17 protein-coding genes are annotated in these 16993 nt (G+C 48.9%); 9 read left to right on the forward strand and 8 right to left on the reverse strand.

The genetic code is table 11. The features are described 5' to 3' along the window. Window positions 1–184: 184 nt before the first annotated feature. From glmS to EKM96_RS04865, 6 genes are all read left to right on the forward strand, one after another. On the forward strand, window positions 185–2002 hold the full coding sequence (gene glmS, locus EKM96_RS04840) for a glutamine--fructose-6-phosphate transaminase (isomerizing) (RefSeq protein ID WP_125640550.1): 1818 nt from the start codon (window positions 185–187) through the stop codon (window positions 2000–2002). Window positions 2003–2178: 176 nt separating this feature from the next. Further along, complete coding sequence (locus EKM96_RS10760) at window positions 2179–2301, forward strand: hypothetical protein (protein WP_125640553.1); 123 nt, start codon at window positions 2179–2181, stop codon at window positions 2299–2301. Window positions 2302–2454: 153 nt separating this feature from the next. Further along, window positions 2455–3162, forward strand: coding sequence for a glucosamine-6-phosphate deaminase (locus EKM96_RS04850; RefSeq protein WP_164510976.1), 708 nt, complete (start codon window positions 2455–2457; stop codon window positions 3160–3162). Between the two features lie 86 nt (window positions 3163–3248). After that, on the forward strand, window positions 3249–4652 hold the full coding sequence (locus tag EKM96_RS04855) for a glycoside hydrolase family 73 protein (RefSeq protein WP_125640556.1): 1404 nt from the start codon (window positions 3249–3251) through the stop codon (window positions 4650–4652). Between the two features lie 177 nt (window positions 4653–4829). After that, window positions 4830–5915 carry an ABC transporter ATP-binding protein gene (locus tag EKM96_RS04860; protein WP_125640559.1) on the forward strand — a complete coding sequence of 362 codons (1086 nt, stop codon included), beginning with the start codon at window positions 4830–4832 and terminating at the stop codon, window positions 5913–5915. A gap of 405 nt (window positions 5916–6320) precedes the next feature. Continuing rightward, window positions 6321–6629, forward strand: coding sequence for a hypothetical protein (locus EKM96_RS04865; RefSeq protein WP_125640562.1), 309 nt, complete (start codon window positions 6321–6323; stop codon window positions 6627–6629). 305 nt (window positions 6630–6934) lie between these two features. Here EKM96_RS04865 and ppx read toward each other — a convergent pair whose 3' ends face one another. From ppx to EKM96_RS04890, 5 genes are read right to left on the reverse strand one after another with little or no spacing between them, the layout of a single operon-like run. Then, the gene (gene ppx, locus EKM96_RS04870) at window positions 6935–7876 is read right to left on the reverse strand and encodes an exopolyphosphatase (protein WP_125640565.1); all 942 of its coding nucleotides are present in this window, start codon (window positions 7874–7876) and stop codon (window positions 6935–6937) included. Next, window positions 7877–10042, reverse strand: a complete 2166-nt coding sequence (locus EKM96_RS04875; RefSeq protein ID WP_125640568.1) for an RNA degradosome polyphosphate kinase — start codon at window positions 10040–10042, stop codon at window positions 7877–7879. It abuts the gene before it with no gap. Continuing rightward, on the reverse strand, window positions 10039–11568 hold the full coding sequence (locus tag EKM96_RS04880) for a Ppx/GppA phosphatase family protein (RefSeq protein WP_225417624.1): 1530 nt from the start codon (window positions 11566–11568) through the stop codon (window positions 10039–10041). Before EKM96_RS04880 ends, EKM96_RS04875 begins: the two co-directional genes overlap by 4 nt. A gap of 27 nt (window positions 11569–11595) precedes the next feature. Continuing rightward, entirely contained in the window at window positions 11596–12414 is an 819-nt protein-coding gene (locus EKM96_RS04885; RefSeq protein ID WP_125640573.1) for a LicD family protein, read from the reverse strand. A gap of 20 nt (window positions 12415–12434) precedes the next feature. Further along, window positions 12435–12986, reverse strand: a complete 552-nt coding sequence (locus EKM96_RS04890) for a DUF5067 domain-containing protein (protein WP_125640576.1) — start codon at window positions 12984–12986, stop codon at window positions 12435–12437. Window positions 12987–13125: 139 nt separating this feature from the next. On the opposite strand from EKM96_RS04890, the gene EKM96_RS04895 reads away from it, so the two are divergent. Beyond that, a complete protein-coding gene (locus EKM96_RS04895; protein WP_125640579.1) occupies window positions 13126–13569 on the forward strand; it encodes a MarR family winged helix-turn-helix transcriptional regulator in 444 nt (147 codons plus the stop codon). A 42-nt stretch (window positions 13570–13611) separates the two neighbouring features. Further along, a complete protein-coding gene (locus EKM96_RS10550) occupies window positions 13612–13788 on the forward strand; it encodes a hypothetical protein (RefSeq protein ID WP_164510972.1) in 177 nt (58 codons plus the stop codon). 56 nt (window positions 13789–13844) lie between these two features. Here the strand turns inward: EKM96_RS10550 and EKM96_RS04900 are convergent, their stop codons facing one another. Beyond that, window positions 13845–14294 (reverse strand): OsmC family protein, encoded by a 450-nt coding sequence (locus EKM96_RS04900; RefSeq protein WP_125640582.1) that lies wholly within the window; start codon window positions 14292–14294, stop codon window positions 13845–13847. A gap of 382 nt (window positions 14295–14676) precedes the next feature. On the opposite strand from EKM96_RS04900, the gene EKM96_RS04905 reads away from it, so the two are divergent. Further along, window positions 14677–14856, forward strand: coding sequence for a hypothetical protein (locus EKM96_RS04905; protein WP_125640585.1), 180 nt, complete (start codon window positions 14677–14679; stop codon window positions 14854–14856). 223 nt (window positions 14857–15079) lie between these two features. Here the strand turns inward: EKM96_RS04905 and EKM96_RS04910 are convergent, their stop codons facing one another. Both EKM96_RS04910 and EKM96_RS04915 read right to left on the reverse strand, forming a co-directional pair. Next, window positions 15080–15991 carry an HPP family protein gene (locus EKM96_RS04910; RefSeq protein ID WP_125640588.1) on the reverse strand — a complete coding sequence of 304 codons (912 nt, stop codon included), beginning with the start codon at window positions 15989–15991 and terminating at the stop codon, window positions 15080–15082. 519 nt (window positions 15992–16510) lie between these two features. Further along, window positions 16511–16882: a DUF1304 domain-containing protein gene (locus tag EKM96_RS04915; RefSeq protein WP_125640591.1), complete on the reverse strand. Its 372-nt coding sequence runs from the start codon at window positions 16880–16882 to the stop codon at window positions 16511–16513. Between the last annotated feature and the right edge of the window lie 111 nt (window positions 16883–16993).

Consider the following 16993-nt stretch of genomic DNA (forward strand, 5'->3'; position numbering starts at 1 on the left):
GACCAGTTTTGGATTTTTTGATTGACAACATCGAGGAAAGACTGTAAAGTGTAGTCATTCAGAATTGTTTTTCATTTTGTTTCAGTCTATACCAATTCTGAAGAAAGCTGATACATTTGAGCTAATAAATTATCCGCCATCCCGAAGTCAGGTTGTATGGCGTTGAGTAAAGGAAGAAAATAACATGTGTGGAATTGTTGGAGTTACTGGAAAAGATAACGCCGTTCAGATCTTAGTTGACGGTTTGCAAAAGCTTGAATACCGGGGCTATGATTCCGCTGGTATCTACGTTAACGATCAAAAGGGAGACGACTTCCTGGTTAAAACGACTGGTCGTATTGCCGAACTCCGGAAGAAGATTACGCCCGACGTTCACGGTTCAACTGGGATTGGCCACACACGCTGGGCAACTCACGGTGGCGTGACTGTTGACAACGCCCATCCTCATTTTTCTAACGATGACCGTTTCTACCTGGTTCACAACGGGGTCATTGAAAACTTCCAAGAATTAAAAGACACTTACTTGAAGGATGTTCCCTTCAAGAGCCAAACAGATACCGAAGTTGTTGTGCAATTGGTCGACAAGTTTGCCGTAGAGGACCACTTGGATGCCAAGAGTGCCTTGGTTAAGACCTTAAGCCTATTGAAGGGGTCTTCATATGCCTTCTTAATGATGGACCGCGAACAACCCGACACGATGTTTGTTGCTAAGCAAAAGAGTCCCCTGTTAATCGGTGTGGGGGATGGCTTTAACGTCGTTTGTTCCGATGCTTTTGCTATGCTCCGCGAAACCCACGAATTCTTAGAATTAATGGATGGTGAAGTCGTTACCATTACGCCAAACAGCGTTGACATTCAAGACGCCGATGGCAACGCCGTTTCTCGCGATCCATTCCACGTTGATATGGATCCTAACGAAGCCGACAAGGGGACGTATCCCTTCTACATGCTGAAGGAAGTTGACGAACAACCTAACGTGATGCGTAAGTTGGCCCAAACCTACTTGGATGCTGCTGGCAAGCCTGAAATTGATGACAAGTTGATCAAGGCCATGCAGGCGGCTGACCGGTTGTACATTGTGGGTGCCGGGACGAGTTACCATGCCGGCCTGATCGGGAAGCGGCTCTTTGAAAAGCTGACCAACATGCCAACGGAAGTGCATGTTTCTTCAGAATTTGCTTACGAACAACCCTTGTTGTCCGCTAAGCCATTCTTCATCTTCTTGACCCAATCCGGTGAAACGGCCGACAGTCGCGAAGTCTTGTCGAATGTTAACGAAGCCGGCTACCCTAGCTTAACGATCACCAATGTTGAAAACTCAACGTTGTCACGGGAAGCCAACTACACGTTGCTCTTACATGCTGGTCCAGAAATTGCCGTTGCCTCAACCAAGGCCTACACGGCACAAATTGCCTTGGAAGCCATCTTGGCTAAGGCATTAGGTGAAGACATGGGCTTAGCCATTGCTAAGGACTTTGACGTGCGGACCCAATTGGGCTTGGTTGCCAATGGGATGCAAGCCATCGTCGACGAAAAGGACAAGTTGGAAGAATTATCCAACGACTTCTTGATGGATACTAACCGGGCCTTCTACATTGGCCGGGGAATCGACCAGGCCGTCTCATTGGAAGCTGCTCTGAAGCTGAAGGAAATCTCTTATGTTCAGGCCGAAGGTTTTGCTTCTGGTGAACTTAAGCATGGGACGATTGCCTTAATCGAAAAGGGCACGCCAGTTATTGGCATTATCACGCAAGCCAAGACGGCTAGCCTGACCCGCAGCAACCTGCAAGAAACGATTGCTCGTGGGGCCAAGACGATGACCATCGTTCGTGAAAGTTTAGCCAACGATGATGATGATTTGGTTCTGCCTGATGTTGATGAGCTTTTGATGCCACTCTTAAGTGTCGTGCCAGCCCAATTGCTGGCCTACTACACCAGCTTGAACAAGGGACTGGATGTTGACAAGCCACGTAACTTGGCTAAGAGTGTGACGGTTGAATAAACTTAACTAAAGTGTGATGACGTTTCACGCATAACTAGTGAAATGTCACAAAAAAACGGCCTGAATGGTGACTTTCAGGCCGTTTTCAATTGGCTACGATCGGTGACTTTGCTTGCATCGACGGCGTTTTCGTTGTATAGTATTTTCAAATATTCAATGAAAACGTGGTGAAAATAATGAAATACACGAAACGAACCGATTCTCATAAAAATCAAAAGCAGCGGGATGCAACCTTTGAGAAGTTCCGTAAACAACAGAATGCCCTCAGCGCCAACCGGCGTGGCGTTCGCCGTAAATAAGTCGACCACTGATCCTGTCAGTGAGCGGCTTTTTTTATTATCATGGTAGTGGAAGACGAAAGTGTCTGACTTGCAAAATTGGCCTAGAGCATTTATAATTGGACTATACCATTAAAGACAAGGAGACTAACAATGATGACACAAGGAACGAACATGGACTTGCATATCGTCAAGGATCAAGCTGAAGGGGGTCGTGTGGGCTTTCAAGTATTCAAAGCGGCTTTAGATGATGGTGCCAAGGTGTTAGGATTGGCCACCGGGAGCTCACCCATTACGATCTATAACGAACTCGCCGGTAGTCAATTGGACTTTAGCCAATTAACGTCAGTGAACCTGGATGAGTACGTTGGCCTAAAGGCTGATCACCCGCAGAGCTACCACTACTTCATGCAACAAAACTTGTTTAATGCCAAGCCATTTGCTCATTCCTACGTGCCGGATGGGTCCAACCTCGACGAGGCGGCCGCTACCAGTCAGTATGACCAAATTATTGCGGATAATCCCATTGACTTACAATTGTTAGGCTTGGGCCAAAATGGCCATATTGGGTTCAACGAGCCCGGCACGGACCCAGAGTCGACAACGCACAAGGTGACTTTGACGGAATCAACCATTGCTGCTAACGCGCGTTTCTTCGAGAATGAAGATGACGTGCCACGCTATGCCTATTCCATGGGGATTGGGTCCATTCTAAAGGCCAAACAGATCCTGATTGTGGCGTATGGCGAGGCCAAGGCTAGCGCCGTTGCCGCGATGATTGAAGGCCCGGTCACACCAGACGTTCCGGCAAGTTATTTACAAACGCATCCTCGCGTCACGGTTATCTTGGATGCCGCTGCGGCCAGTCAATTAAAACACTAATTTAGATTTCCTTTGAAAATTATTCCTAGAGCAAGACGAGTTATGGTATTCTTGTTCTGGAAACGTTTTTAAGGGGGAACGGTTAGATGAAGCGATCAAAGCGCTGGCTACTCGCCACATTGTTAGTAGGTGTCAGCTTGAGTAGTCTGGTTATTACGAGGGAAACAAGTCATGCGGCGACTTCCAATCCTCAGAATTTTATCTCACAATTAAAGAGTCCCGTGCAAACGGTAGCGAATAAATATAAACTGTATCCATCTGTCATGATGGCTCAGGCGGCCTTAGAGAGTGGTTGGGGGACCAGCCAGTTAACGACGTCTGCCAACAACTACTTTGGTGTTAAAGGGAGTTATAATGGGCAGTCTGTTAGCATGCAGACGGCCGAGTATGATTCGAATGGTCAGCTCTATTACACGAAGGCTAACTTTCGTAAGTATCCGGACGCTAAGGCCTCGATGACCGACAATGCCACCTTGCTGCGCAACGGCACGAGTTATAATCCGAAGATTTATAGTGGCACTTGGCGTGAGAATGCCAAGACCTATTCGGATGCCGCTAACGCCCTGACAGGAACCTATGCCACGGCTCCTGGCTATGGTGGTAGCCTGATCAACCTGATTCAGGAATACGGCATGAACAGCTTAGACAGTAGTAATAGTTCATCGGGATCTACCGCCGACAAGGTGGTCTATGACACCGCCAAGTATTATGGGGCGAGTGGGACTCAGACGGCCAATCTAAGCAACAAATACAGCAGTTATCGGCTGTACAATCACGTTAAGAACACGCGGGCTGGGATTACCAAGACGGCCTGGAGCAAGGTTAAGGCCGCCAAAGGCGTCAAGGTTTACCTCGACATGCGGGCGGTTAAAACGTCTGGCAAGTCGAAGGCCAAGTCAACTTGGTACCGGGTGCGCTTTGCCAAGAGCACGAAGTCGAAGAAATATTGGGTCTATAGTAAGGCCCTGACATTTCCCAGCATCAAGTACACCAACGGCACAGCTAAAGTTAAGGTGAACAGCAAGCTGAGTGGGAGTTACTACGACCACGTGCTTAACTCACCCTATCTGGCCGTAGCCAAAGGGAAGCTGAGTAAGCTGACCGCCAAGACCTACACGGCGGATAGTCAGGCGGTTAAGACCCAGGATGGCATTAAGACCACCTGGTATCGGATCAAGGTTGGCAGTAAGAAGTATTGGATCGCCGCCGACGAGACGGCGGCCAGTCCACAGTACGATTACGTCACTTATTCCGCCGCTAGTGGCACCAAGAAGTTAAGTAGCAAGTACAACAAGTACAGTCTGTACAATCACGTCAAGAACACCCATTTTGACCAGAAGGCTAGCAAGTGGCCTAAGGGAAGTAAGAAGGGCGTGAAGGTCTCGGTAAACCTTAAGGGATACAAGACCTCTGCTAAGACGACTTGGTATCGTTTGAAATTCAATGGTCAGAAAACCAACTACTGGGTCGATGCCCGGGCGTTGTCGTAAACATGGAGTCGGGACCTGGTCCCGACTTTTTTGATGGGGAAGGGCCTAAAGAAAAGACTAAGGCCACAGAGAAATGTTCCCCCATTGATAAATATTTGGTATAATACAACAGACTAAGCTTGGATCTGTTTCAAGCTGTATTTGGATGGTTAATAACCGAGTTAGGAAGTTTAATTCATGGATAATTCTTACAAAATTAAGGTTCAAAACGTTACCAAGGAATATGACTTGTTTAAGACCCAGTCAGAAAAGCTGCGGTCGTTCTTTTCAGTCGGCAACAATAAGGTGCCGCACTTCTGGTCACTGATGGGGATTTCACTCGAGGTTCACTCCGGCGAAACCATTGGCTTAATTGGGGTTAACGGTTCTGGGAAGTCGACGTTGTCGAACATTATTTCCGGAATCATCCCACAAACAACCGGGGTCGTTGATGTTCGTGGTGACACGTCCATCATCGCGATTGGTGCTGGTTTACGGGGTAACCTGACTGGTCTTGAAAATATTCGATTGAAGGCCTTAATGCAAGGGTTAACCAATCCCGAAATTGATGCCTTAATGGATGATATTGTGGGGTTTGCCGATATTGGTGACTTCTTATACCAACCCGTTAAGAGCTATTCGTCAGGGATGAAGTCCCGGCTAGGATTCGCCATTGCCGTCCACGTTAACCCTGATATTTTAATCATTGATGAGGCCTTGTCTGTTGGTGACGATACCTTCTACCAAAAGTGTGTGGACAAGATCGCTGAATTCAAGGACCTTGGCAAGACCATTGTCTTCGTTAGTCACTCCTTGAAGCAAGTCGAAATCCTTTGTGACCGGGTTGCCTGGATTCACTATGGGACCTTGAAGGAACTTGGCCCGACTGAAGAAATCGTGCAACACTACCGCGACTTCACGAAGTGGTTCAAGGCCCAAACCAAGCAAGAAAAGAAGCACTTCCAACGGCAGATGAAGAACAACCAAAAGACGTTTGACATCGATGCCTATCAAAAGCAGGTCGTTGCGGACCGGCAGGCGGCCGAGCCTAATAATGGCAACGTTGCGGCCGAGGTCAAGAAAGACTTCTATGGGTCCGTCATCAGCGAAAAGATGACGCCTGGCGCGCGTTGGTTAACCTTTGCGGTGACGTTAGTGTTTATATTCACCTGCTGGGCGAACATCTCCGGGCATTCGATGCGCAGTATCATTCAAAACCCGTCTAACCTGGTTCACGTTGAAAAGGTTTTGCATGACTCCAATGCCACGAAGAGTGTCAAATAATTAAAAAATAATTAGAAAATAGATAGATTTTTATCATTTAACGTGGTATGTTTAATTTACCATTTATTTACCCCTTTATTTGATTTCCCAATGAATTGGATGAAGGTCTATCTCTCATTTGGTGAAAACTAAATGGTGGAACCGACAGTTATTGTCGGTTCCTTTTTTTATGGTCTGATGGCTTCCTGCCATGACTGAGGGGGGACACCGTTAAAAGTCACAACAATTTTCAGAAAGCTATTGACAGCGCTTACAAAAACCGGTATATTATTGTCTGTAAGGTATTAATAATTACCTTCTAATCAATTCTCTTTCTCTCTTATGCCGACCACTGCCATTCCCTGGTAGTGGTTTTGTTTTGCGCTCAATCACGGTATAATAAGATGATTGTGGGAGGAATTCGAAATGAAAAGCCATGAAACATTTACATTAATCGAAGAAATTACCCGATTAGACGGGACGAAGTACATGGAGATTAGCGACATGGTGCAAAACGGCCGAGCAGAACTGGCCGTGGAGCGCGGACTGATTAAGCAGGTTCGCATTCTCCAGTTAAATATCGCCCATACGCCTCACGTGCAGGCCTACGAAGACTATGTGAATGAACACTATGTCATGCCCGAGGAGGACTTTACCAAGTTTGAGGAATGGGAGAAGCCAGAAGACATGCAGAAGGAAGTGCAGGCGATTCTCCACGAAAATCACTTGGGGTAATCCGGCTAAATTAACTGAAATGATTGCGGCTTGGTTCTGGGCCGTTGGTGTAGGCCCGAGAATGGGCTTACGCCTTTTTTGGCTACACCGCAAAACTGGCCCGTTGGACGACGCGATGACGGGTCATAAGCGACAACGTCAGGCTGTCTGACCGTCCAACGTCTACTTGATGGTAATTGCGTTTGCAGGGCCTTAAACGACTATTCTGGGCCTTGGCGGGGGAAGCCCGGCGAGTATTTAAGAATCGGTTGAATCAACCAAAAGAGGACAACCAAATGGTGATTGGTTGTCCTCTTTTGTATGGGTTAATCTTCCTCGTTACCGTTCTTTATCTGGTTAATTTGTTCAAACAAAATGCCTTCGCGCAAACCAGCGTTGGAAAAGGTAATTTGTTTGGAATCAAGCAACCGCATCAGCAGGGTGACGGGGATTAGACCACCGACGATAATGTCGGCGCGATCCTTGGAAAGTCCGGGAATCTTTTTGCGGCCGGCTAGGTCAAGACTTAACAGGCGGGTCAGCGTTGCGTAAACGTCGGCGGCTGAGAGCTTGTAACCGTGAACGTCTTCGAAGTTCAGGAAGTTTTTGTTGCGCCGGTTAATCTTGGCGAGCGTTCGGTTAGCACCGCCCAGTCCAAAGACAGGGAGGTTGGTCGCCTCGCGGAGCCACCAGACATCATTCAAAATATTATTGACGTAGGTCATTGCCGTAAACAAGGAATCGGCCTGAACGCGGTCACTTTCGAGATAGGCCTGTGACAAGGTCACTGAGCCTAATGGGATGGAGACCACGTGCTTCATTTGGCGATTCTGGACCAAGATCAGTTCGGAAGAAGCCCCACCGGTGTCAACGAGCAGGCCATTGATAACCGGCAACGTGTTGACGACACCCAGGTAGTCATAGCGGGCCTCGGTTGTCCCAGGGATTACGGTGAAATCAAGATCTAATTGGGCTTTGACTTGTTTTAAAAATTGTTTTTGATTGCTGGCCTGACGAACCGCTGCGGTTGCAACAGCCTTGATTTTGGGATGGTCAAGCTCACTATAAATGGCTTTAAATTCTTCCAGAGCGGTTAACGTCCGCTCGATGGCCGCCGGTTGTAAGATTTGGGAGTCGCCCATGTTTTCGGAGAGGCGCACATAGCGTTTCTCTTGGGTGACCGTCTTATAATTACCAGCATTGTCGAGTTCACTAATCGTCATCCGGACCGAGTTTGATCCCAGGTCAATGACAACTAAGTTTTCCATTTATTCAGGACTCCGATCGATAGGGGATTTTGGTTGGTTCTTGGGGCTTAACATGGGTTTAAATTGGTGCGTGACGGAGCCGCCTTCAGTGTGTTTCTGGGTTGCCGCCGCAATTTCCTTGGCGGCTTGATCCATGAAGCTGGCTTGGGCATCCAACGGATCGAGTCCGCGACGGTCGATGCGAGTAAAGGACCGGTCGGCCATCAGGACACGCGTCTTGACGTTATCATGCCAGAGCGTGTTGAAAATGTCAAAGACCCGTTGGCGTAAGGTGGTATTCAGGATTGGGAAGAGTAGCTCGACCCGGCGATTCAGGTTCCGCGTCATCAGGTCCGCACTGGACAGATAAACTTGGGAATCACCGGCGTTAGCAAATGCGTAGATCCGGCTGTGTTCCAGGTAGCGGCCAACGATTGAATGGACTTCAATATTTTCACTGAGGCCGGGGATGCCGACGTTGAGGCAGCAAATCCCCCGGACGATCAGTTTGATATGCACCCCAGCATGGGAGGCCTCATAGAGCTTGGCAATCATTTCGGAATCGGATAGTGAGTTCATCTTCATCTCAATCCACGCGGGCTGACCAGCCTTGGCATGGGTGATTTCTTCGTCAATTTTCTTGCTGATGAAGTTTCGAATCCCATCGGGTGACATGTGAAGCTGGTGGAAGAATGGGGGTTCCGAGTAACCGGATAACATGTTGAAAATGTTTGAAGCATCAATCCCCATGTCCGTGTTGGTGGTGAGGAGCCCTAGGTCGGTATAGAAGTGAGCGGTCACGTCGTTGTAGTTCCCGGTTCCCATATGCATGTACCGGCGGATGCCGTCGGCCTCACGCCGAACAATCAGGGTCAGCTTACAGTGGGTCTTTAACCCGATTAGGCCATAGATGACATGACACCCCATCTTTTCCAGTTGTTGGGCCCAGTGGACGTTATTCTCTTCATCAAACCGGGCTTTGACCTCGACTAACACCGTGACTTGTTTCCCATTTTGGGCGGCTGAACCGAGGTATTTGATGATGGGCGAGTTGGCGGAAACCCGGTATAGGGTCATCTTAATCGCCAGCACATCGTCATCATAGGCGGCTTGGCGAATAAATTCCGTAACCGCCGCAAAATTATCGTAGGGATGGTGCACTAAGACGTCATGTTGCCGAATGGTCTTGAAGACGTCATCGGTGGGTTGGAGTCCGGGCGTCCGGGCCGATTGAAAGTCGGGATACTTTTCGTCATCATGGCCCGCAATTTGCTTAGTGAGGCCACTCAAACAGGTCAGGTCGATGGGACCATTGATTTCGTACACCGCGTATTCCGCAATGTTAATCGACTTGATCAATCGTTGCCGGAGCGATTGACTAATGCCCAATTCAACCTCTAGGCGAACGGCGCCACCATGTTCCCGTTTTTTCAGTTGTTGCTCAACTTCCTTCAACAGGTCGGAGGTATCTTCTTCGGCCACGTCGAGGTCCATATCCCGGATGACCCGGTAATTGGCGGCCTCCTTGACCTGGTAACCAATGAACAGGTTCCCAATGAAGGTCTTGATGATGTCTTCTAGCATAATGAAGTCGTTGTCGGCCCCGGGGAGACGAACGGTGCGGGGGAAGATGTCCGGCACTTGCACGGTGGCAAATCGTTTATCCTTCTTGTCCCCGTCCTTGAAGAGACGCAGGGCAATGTTTAGTGTGTTATTGCCGATGAAGGGGAAGGGCCGCGAGCTATCGACGGCCATGGGCGTCAGAGCTGGAGAGATCTCATCATTGAAATATTTCTCGATAAAACGCGTCTGTTGGCTGGTGAGTTCTCCCGGTTCGAGGACATGAACATCCAAGTTGGCCAGTAAGGGGAGGAGCATCCGATTGAGGGTGGAATACTGTTTTACCACCTGATCATGGGCCTTCGCATTAACCGCGAGTAACTGGGCCTCCGCCGTCATGCCGGATGCGTCAGGTTTGGGATAGTTGACCGCGGCTAGCTTGGATAACGAGGCTACCCGGACCATGAAGAATTCGTCAGCATTACTTTGGGTAATCCCTAAGAAGCGGACGCGTTCCAGCAGGGGGTTAGCCTTGTCGCGGGCTTCCTCCAACACGCGATTGTTGAAGTCTAGCCAGCTGAGCTCCCGGTTGGTGTAGTACTTGGGTTTAGTATAATCAACGGTCATTTGTGTAACCTCCTTTGTTTTAAGACGGGTTGGAGCCCGAAGACGTCGGTGAAGAATTGCGCCTTGTAGTTGAAGGCCCAACGAATCAGCGAGAGCTCGTCGTCGCTGAATGCCGTAATCACAATTTTATTGGTCCGAACGGAGACGGAAATCTTTTGAATGGTTTGTTGGTGCGCGTCGTCTAGCGCATCGGCGAGTCGCAGGATTGCCGAAAGCTTGGCGACGACCAAGCGTTTGTCGGCATCTAATTGTTGAAAATGAGCGAGGTCTTCCGCCGGTGTTCGCGTGCTATGGTAGCGTGAAACGGCCGCAATGATTTGGGTTTCTTCATTAGACAGCCCCAACATTTCCGATTGCTTCAGGACGTAGTCGGAATGGAGATAGTGTTCATGAGTATCGATGAATCCGCCAATATCGTGAACGATGGCGGCGATTTGCAACAATAGCCGGTCGCGATTGGTTAGGTGATGGAGGGGCCGCAACTGGTCGAAGAGATGCAGGGAAAAGTGGCGAACCAGTTCCATGTGATGGGGCTCCACCCGATAGCGTTGGGCCAGGTCATCGGCTGCAGCCAGGATCTGATTCTCAAAATGATATTTGTGATGGCCGGCCGTAATGGCCTGGTTAGTGGTGAGACCGTCCAAAACGTTGAGGTTTACCAGATGCAGCTTGTCGGCGTGAACCACCGTGAGCAGTTTTTTGACCAGTAGAACGACGGGCAAGACGGTGTCGACATTTTCCTCGGAGATTCGTAGTCGTTCAACTAAGAATTGGTTAGTCGCCCCCGATACCTCCCGGCTGAACTTGATGAAGTCCTGAATGGTCAGAGTATAACTAATTTTATTTTGAGGAATGAAGTAATTATTTAGCGGGGTCGCCCCAATTAAGATAATTTGATTTGGGGTATTTTGTAATTCAGCGGGTAGGAAACGGTAAAAGTCGTCAACCTTGCTGTTGATATAGTCATCGAGGACGTCGACGGGATTCGGGGCCGTGGCCCGCAAGTTTTGTAAGACTTCCTTGATGCGGATGGGCCCCAGCTTCATGTTGTGGGACGCCACCAGGTGTTCGTTGGCGAAGAAGGATAGGGTCGTACTCCCCGAATTCAGCCCGATGATGGCCGCGTGATGCTTGACCAGTTCCTGATACTGGTCGAGCTTGAGGGCAATGGCCTCATTGCGGACAAAGGATTCCTCACCGAGGGATAGCCAGTCGATGTGTAGTCCGGTGCGGACATAGAGTTGATCCCTAATGAACTCGGCGTTAGGTGCCGACGATAGTGCCTGAGATCCCCAGACCCGGTAGTTGTGAACACCGTAGTCTTTGATAATTTGGAGGAATCCGCGTAGGGCTTCCGCGGCGTCTGCGACGGTTTCAAAGTCAATTTCCTCATGGTTGTAAATATTTTCCCCAATTGCGACGCTGGATTTTACTCGTTCTGTTTGCGTGCCCGTTTTCAGATTGACGATGGAAAGCTCAATGCTGGAGACGTTCACCAGAATGGCGCCAAAATAATCATCAGCCATAGTTGTCATCTACTTCCTCAAGAATTTTTATTCGGTGAAGACTTGATTGTCCATAATCAGTCGGTCCAAGTGTTTCTCTGTGCGTTGGTTCTCCGGGGGTAAGACCCGGTAGTCCCCATACATGCGTTTCAAAATATTATCATAATTTTTTGGAATCTTTAGCATCAGGTGCTCAAATGGAACGGTTGTTAGGTCAGTTAACTCAGAAATCGAAAAAATCTCTTTGTCATAGCTGTATTGTGAGGCCAGATTTTTGAGTTGAACGCTGGCGGTCGTCTGGTATTGGGTCATCACAGCGTCGCGTTCTGCCTTCAGGGCGGCGGTATCAGCCAGTTGCTCTGCTGTGAGGTCACCCTGTAATTTGCGCAGCGGCGTATCGACGAGGTGGTAGCGCAACTGTAAAAGGATGCGGGCGTTGAGTACCTGGAATTTGGCGAGCTGTTCGCGCTGAAGCCCAGGATCACTGGGGATGCGATCTAGTGGAAAGATATCAATGAAGATGCCCTTGCGAGCGTTGTTCACATTGTTCTTTTCTTCGATATAGGTTCGCCGATCGAGGAGCTTCGCGTAGCTCAGGCCGTAGTTCTCGTCCGTTTGGGGCGTCTGTAAGAAGTAGTCACTCGTGGTGAGAAGTGCGGGGGCCGCCTCAACGAAACGGTCGTAGTCAGCTCGTAAAAGGCCAACATCGACGTCATCATCCCAAGGGATGAATCCTTGATGGCGCACGGCCCCGAGGAGTGATCCGCCAAGAAGGCAGTACTGGACGTCTAGTTGATCACAAAGCTGGACAAATTGGTCAAGGTTTCCCAAAGCAACGTGGTGGATTCTTTCGATTAACGCGGTCATAGAAAATTCCTTCCTGAACCTTAGTTTAGTGAATAATGGCTTTGGTGAATGGTTTGATGATGGGTATCCTGATAGGTGACGGTGACACTGCCGCTCCCTTTAGGCTCAAAGGTTGCCAGCCCTTGGCTACTTTGACCGGGTTTAAGCGGCATGACCGTATTATTTAACTTATTATTATCCTGGGTTTGACTGGTCGTGAAGGCCAGGTTGCCCGTGCCAAGACTTTTCCCAGCCTGACGGGCCGATACGGCGGCCTGCCAAATATCACTGGGCACAATCGATCTCGTTTGATGGTTGGTCACGGTATAATAAAGAACGAAGAGTTGTCGGTTAGCCGTGGCACTCGCCGTGACCTTCTCACCAGTTATCCGGTAAGCAACCCTTGAAATGGTGAAGGTCTGGTTGCTGAAGGTTGCTGTGGGCTTGACCTGTGCCGACGAGGATGAGCTGGTCACCCGCGAACGACTGCTGGATGACGATTGACTAGAGGTCGTCTTAGCGGGCGATTGGTTGGCACAGCCGGCCAAGAGGCCTAGACTGAGAATGCTGAGTAAGTAAAATTTTTGTTTCATGAAAGCGCCTCCCTCTTTGACTATCGCACATTGAGCGGGGTTGGTCCAGTAGCTAAGCGTTACCATAAGAAAAACTGGTATTTGATGCGGGTAAATGCTAAGATAAAAATCGTATTTTGAGAATTGTAGGTGGGAAAGCATGGCTGATCAAGAACCGTCGTTACTGGATGCTTTTATTGATGTGTATATGAACTCTTTGAAGTATTTAGATGAGTTCGTTTCGGAGCCTGCTAAGGAGTTTCATCTATCCTTCGAGCAGTATTTGATTTTGCGAGAGATTACGCGTAATCATCAGGTGACGCTCATGGATATCGCGAGTGAACGACAGGTCACCCGTAGCGCGGTGTCGCGACAGATTAAAACTTTGTTAAAACAGGGCTATTTGGAACAACAGCCTGACGAAAATGACCGTCGGCGGTTATACTTAATTGCGACGCCCACTGGGGCCAAGGCCGAGCGGGTCATTCGGGAACGCATCAGCACCCGCTTCCAAAGCTGGGTCGACGTCTATGGCGAGGATCGGGCTAAGGAAATTTTGACCTTTATTCGAGACTTCAGCCAGCTAACCCGACTGAAAAAATAAGGCTATTAGCAAACGTGCTAAGAGAAAAGGAGATTGAAGTCAATGGCCAAAAAGCGCATGAGTGATGAAGAGGCCAAGCGCTGGCGTAAGATTGTCTTCATGGATGATGAACACGAGGGCAAGCGTTCATCCCGGCAATCCCACTCCTATGTTTATGGCGAGACCACCCACAGTTCCTCTTGGTGGGAACGATTACGGCAACGACTAGGTCGCCGTTAAAGCGAAAAGACCACACGGACCGATTTGAATCGGGGGTGTGGCCTTTTTTTATCGAGCTAATTCTCAATTGGACGAACCGGGGTAAAGTTGGCGACCAACTTCACCTGGACATTGGGTTGTCCCTGCATGAGTTTTGCAACCGGACACCGGCGTTCGGCTAGGTCGATCATGTCCTTGGCCCGTGCCTCATCGACGCCAGGAATCATGACCTCCGCCGTTAAATAGAACTGGAAGCCACGGGTATCTCGCGCCATCTCCACGATGGTGTGGACTTTTGAGGTATGTGGTAGGTGATCGCGACGCTCGATTGCCTCTAAGGTGGCATTCAGGCAGGTGCTGAGTGCTAACCCGATGAATTGTTCAGGATTCGCACCAGGGCGATCGTTTAAGGGATCGCTGACGGGGATGTCTAGGCCGTTGGGAATATAGGAACGACTTTCCAGGCCATCATCGTTGTTGGCGACGGTCCGGTACAGCGGTGGGAACTTTTGCGGTTCAGTTGGCATATTAACAACCTTCCTTCACGTTCGTTTGACTCAAGATTACGCTGTTTTGGACGAAAAAACAACGGATTTGCCGGCAAAGTGAAAGAGCTTTCAAACAAGCTACACCAATGATGGTTGACTTAGTAAAATGTTGGTCAAACGTAAGACGCCTAGCGATGTTAACCGGTTGCACGGATGACATATACCAATTTTTGGTATGGCTGGTTTAAGCCGCGAAAGGATTCTAGGTAAAACGTATTAGTAATGCCGGTGAGTTAACTATTTAAGCGTTTGTAAAAGTCTTGTAACAATTTTCGAAAAAAGGTAGACCACTAAGGAACACTTCGCTATAATGTAGTCGATGGTAGTAGAGCACTGGCGCAGAGAATTTGGGGGGAGCCATATGTTAACTGAACGACTATCTGAAGAAGAAAAACAATTTCAACGAATGACCTGGCGGGCAAAGAAGCATGGTGGCCAGGTGGTTGAACGGGAAATTATGCAACAATTTACCGCAACCATCGCCGAACAAGATGCCATCTTGGCAGCCGCACGGCAGCGGACGATGAGTTCTGTCAGCTAGTACCTGGTGACGCGGCTGTCGGTTTTGCCTTGGGGGGCGAATGAGATGAAGCATCCAACGATCTATTACGTTTATTATCTCGCGGGGGTGGCCTTCGTCGGTCTCATGGTCGACGTGATTTGGCACATGCTCCGTTTGTGGTTAGAAGCAAGTCATATGTAACGACAATGACAGAAAAGGGTTTTCTTCAAGCAAGTTTTGCTTGAAGAAAACCCTTTTTAATTTATTCGTTTTTTGAGACGAGCTCTGGCGCTCTGGCCAACTTGCGATAGGCAACCGTGATTCCCAGAAAAAAACTCGCTGCTAGGACCGTTGTCAGTGGGAGCATCTTGAACATGGCTTGCGGTAAGACCAGGGCCAATACCGGAAAGGCATACGCCGCGGGTAACTTGATTCGCAAGGCGGTGAGCAAGAGGAACACCAATGGGAGACTGATCGCCGCCGCTAAGAGCCAAGGTGCGGCGAACAGGTGGATGAATACCCCAATCGCGGCCGCCCCGGTCAAGGCAATGACCTGGCGAGCAGCTATCTTGGCATTGTAACCGGGTTTCTGGAGGACTTCGAAGAACACGACCATGACTGGTGGAATCCCGGCCATTTGGCCTTTACCGGCCAGCCACACGGCTAGGATCCAGACCAGACTGGCCACCAGGTAAATGGCCATGTGTTTCAGACTCATCGGTGTGCGTTCTGGTCCCTTACCCGGATGATGGCGTAGCACAACGGCGATCGCCAGGATGAGGGTAAAGCCTAGGACGGTGAAGATGTATGACCAATGACTGGCGTTGGTCAGGACCGGCAAAAGGCCGGTGGCAAAGGATGGTGCAAGAGGGGAATTCATGAGCCGGAGCAACAGTAAGATGAGGGCGATGGTCACGAACACCTTGAGACCATAACTGATAGTGAGCATATTGACAAGAAAACCAATCAGCGCGGCCACGGATGGTCCCAGAAAAACATTTTCCGGATGAGACATCCACTCGCGGTTGTGATAAATCCATAGACCGGTGGTCAGGGGTCCCAGCTCCGGCATAATGGTTTCGATGTCGCCGGACCAGGTGGCCAGGCCGATCATCGCTAAGACGAAGGCAAAACCGATCAGGTAGTCCAACGTTTTTTCTTTAGAGAAAGACATAATCGACTCGTTTTCACCCGTATAAATTTTGCAAGAAATCGGTGATTAAAATAATTTTCCGGTTTGGATGGTCATACGGGAAGCCATCCACAATCAATTGGCGACCAACAAAGGGAAGTGGTCGCCAATACGTCTGCTTATTATTTTCATAATTATATAAGAGCCTGCCAGGGGTGTCAAACCGAGGCAGGTCTTGAGATAATCCCTCTAAGCCGGCATTTGTATGCGGATTTGGACGAACAAGACGCACAATGGGTTGGGTGATAGATGGAATTCGATATATTATTATAGAATAAGTCAATGACGATTTTGGAATAATTAAGGGCATAAAAAAAGCTAGTTACGTCGAGGCGCAACCAGCAGAATAGAAGTATGTGTACGGTTTCGATGGTGTTAATAATGGCAAAATGTCAATTAACTCCTCCAACGATCGAATCCCGTAGCAGGCTCTCGCCTGAATATGTAAGTTCATTATAACCTGCTAGCGGTGGTCTGTAAACCATAAATTTAAAGTTTCACTTAAGCTATTATCATTAGTAAAACGATTAATGTCACTATTGACGGCATTCCTTGTAGCCAAAAGATTGATCGCTTCACCGTTAGACTACCGAATATTGCGACAATTATCACAAAGATTAGGAGGAGGGCACTGGTGGTTAGGCGAGCCTGGCCGTTCAGCAGCCACTGGCTGGCCAATAGGGTACCGCCAAGCATGCCATTGTAAATGCCTTGGTTCGCGAGAGCGGTCTGTGCGGCGGCTTGGCGGACAAACTCGAGTGGCATGCCAAAGGCCTGTGCCTGAAATTCGGGGCGTCCCCAAATTTCCAGGACCATGATACCAAGGTGTTCGATACCAACGAGAATAATTAAAACGGTGATTAGAAGTGACATAAACAAAACCTTCTTCTCTCTATAGTAGATAATGACCAAATTGATCGGTGGATTGGCGATTGTGGGGCAAAATCATTCGTACTTTAAGCTAATTTTTAGTTTGGCGTGTAG

Origin of the sequence: Levilactobacillus tangyuanensis (assembly GCF_003946545.1) — a bacterium.
Taxonomy (GTDB): Bacteria; Bacillota; Bacilli; order Lactobacillales; family Lactobacillaceae; genus Levilactobacillus; species Levilactobacillus tangyuanensis.

Coding starts and splice junctions, on each gene's coding strand:
- EKM96_RS04880 (WP_225417624.1), bottom strand. CDS start 11,568: ATGGCTGATGATTATTTTGGCGCCATTCTGGTGAACGTCTCCAGCATT.
- EKM96_RS04900 (WP_125640582.1), bottom strand. CDS start 14,294: ATGCCAACTGAACCGCAAAAGTTCCCACCGCTGTACCGGACCGTCGCC.
- EKM96_RS04875 (WP_125640568.1), bottom strand. CDS start 10,042: ATGACCGTTGATTATACTAAACCCAAGTACTACACCAACCGGGAGCTC.
- EKM96_RS04905 (WP_125640585.1), top strand. CDS start 14,677: ATGTTAACTGAACGACTATCTGAAGAAGAAAAACAATTTCAACGAATG.
- EKM96_RS04855 (WP_125640556.1), top strand. CDS start 3,249: ATGAAGCGATCAAAGCGCTGGCTACTCGCCACATTGTTAGTAGGTGTC.
- EKM96_RS04890 (WP_125640576.1), bottom strand. CDS start 12,986: ATGAAACAAAAATTTTACTTACTCAGCATTCTCAGTCTAGGCCTCTTG.
- EKM96_RS04895 (WP_125640579.1), top strand. CDS start 13,126: ATGGCTGATCAAGAACCGTCGTTACTGGATGCTTTTATTGATGTGTAT.
- EKM96_RS04915 (WP_125640591.1), bottom strand. CDS start 16,882: ATGTCACTTCTAATCACCGTTTTAATTATTCTCGTTGGTATCGAACAC.
- EKM96_RS04865 (WP_125640562.1), top strand. CDS start 6,321: ATGAAAAGCCATGAAACATTTACATTAATCGAAGAAATTACCCGATTA.
- ppx (WP_125640565.1), bottom strand. CDS start 7,876: ATGGAAAACTTAGTTGTCATTGACCTGGGATCAAACTCGGTCCGGATG.
- glmS (WP_125640550.1), top strand. CDS start 185: ATGTGTGGAATTGTTGGAGTTACTGGAAAAGATAACGCCGTTCAGATC.
- EKM96_RS04910 (WP_125640588.1), bottom strand. CDS start 15,991: ATGTCTTTCTCTAAAGAAAAAACGTTGGACTACCTGATCGGTTTTGCC.
- EKM96_RS04850 (WP_164510976.1), top strand. CDS start 2,455: ATGGACTTGCATATCGTCAAGGATCAAGCTGAAGGGGGTCGTGTGGGC.
- EKM96_RS10550 (WP_164510972.1), top strand. CDS start 13,612: ATGGCCAAAAAGCGCATGAGTGATGAAGAGGCCAAGCGCTGGCGTAAG.
- EKM96_RS04885 (WP_125640573.1), bottom strand. CDS start 12,414: ATGACCGCGTTAATCGAAAGAATCCACCACGTTGCTTTGGGAAACCTT.
- EKM96_RS04860 (WP_125640559.1), top strand. CDS start 4,830: ATGGATAATTCTTACAAAATTAAGGTTCAAAACGTTACCAAGGAATAT.
- EKM96_RS10760 (WP_125640553.1), top strand. CDS start 2,179: ATGAAATACACGAAACGAACCGATTCTCATAAAAATCAAAAGCAGCGG.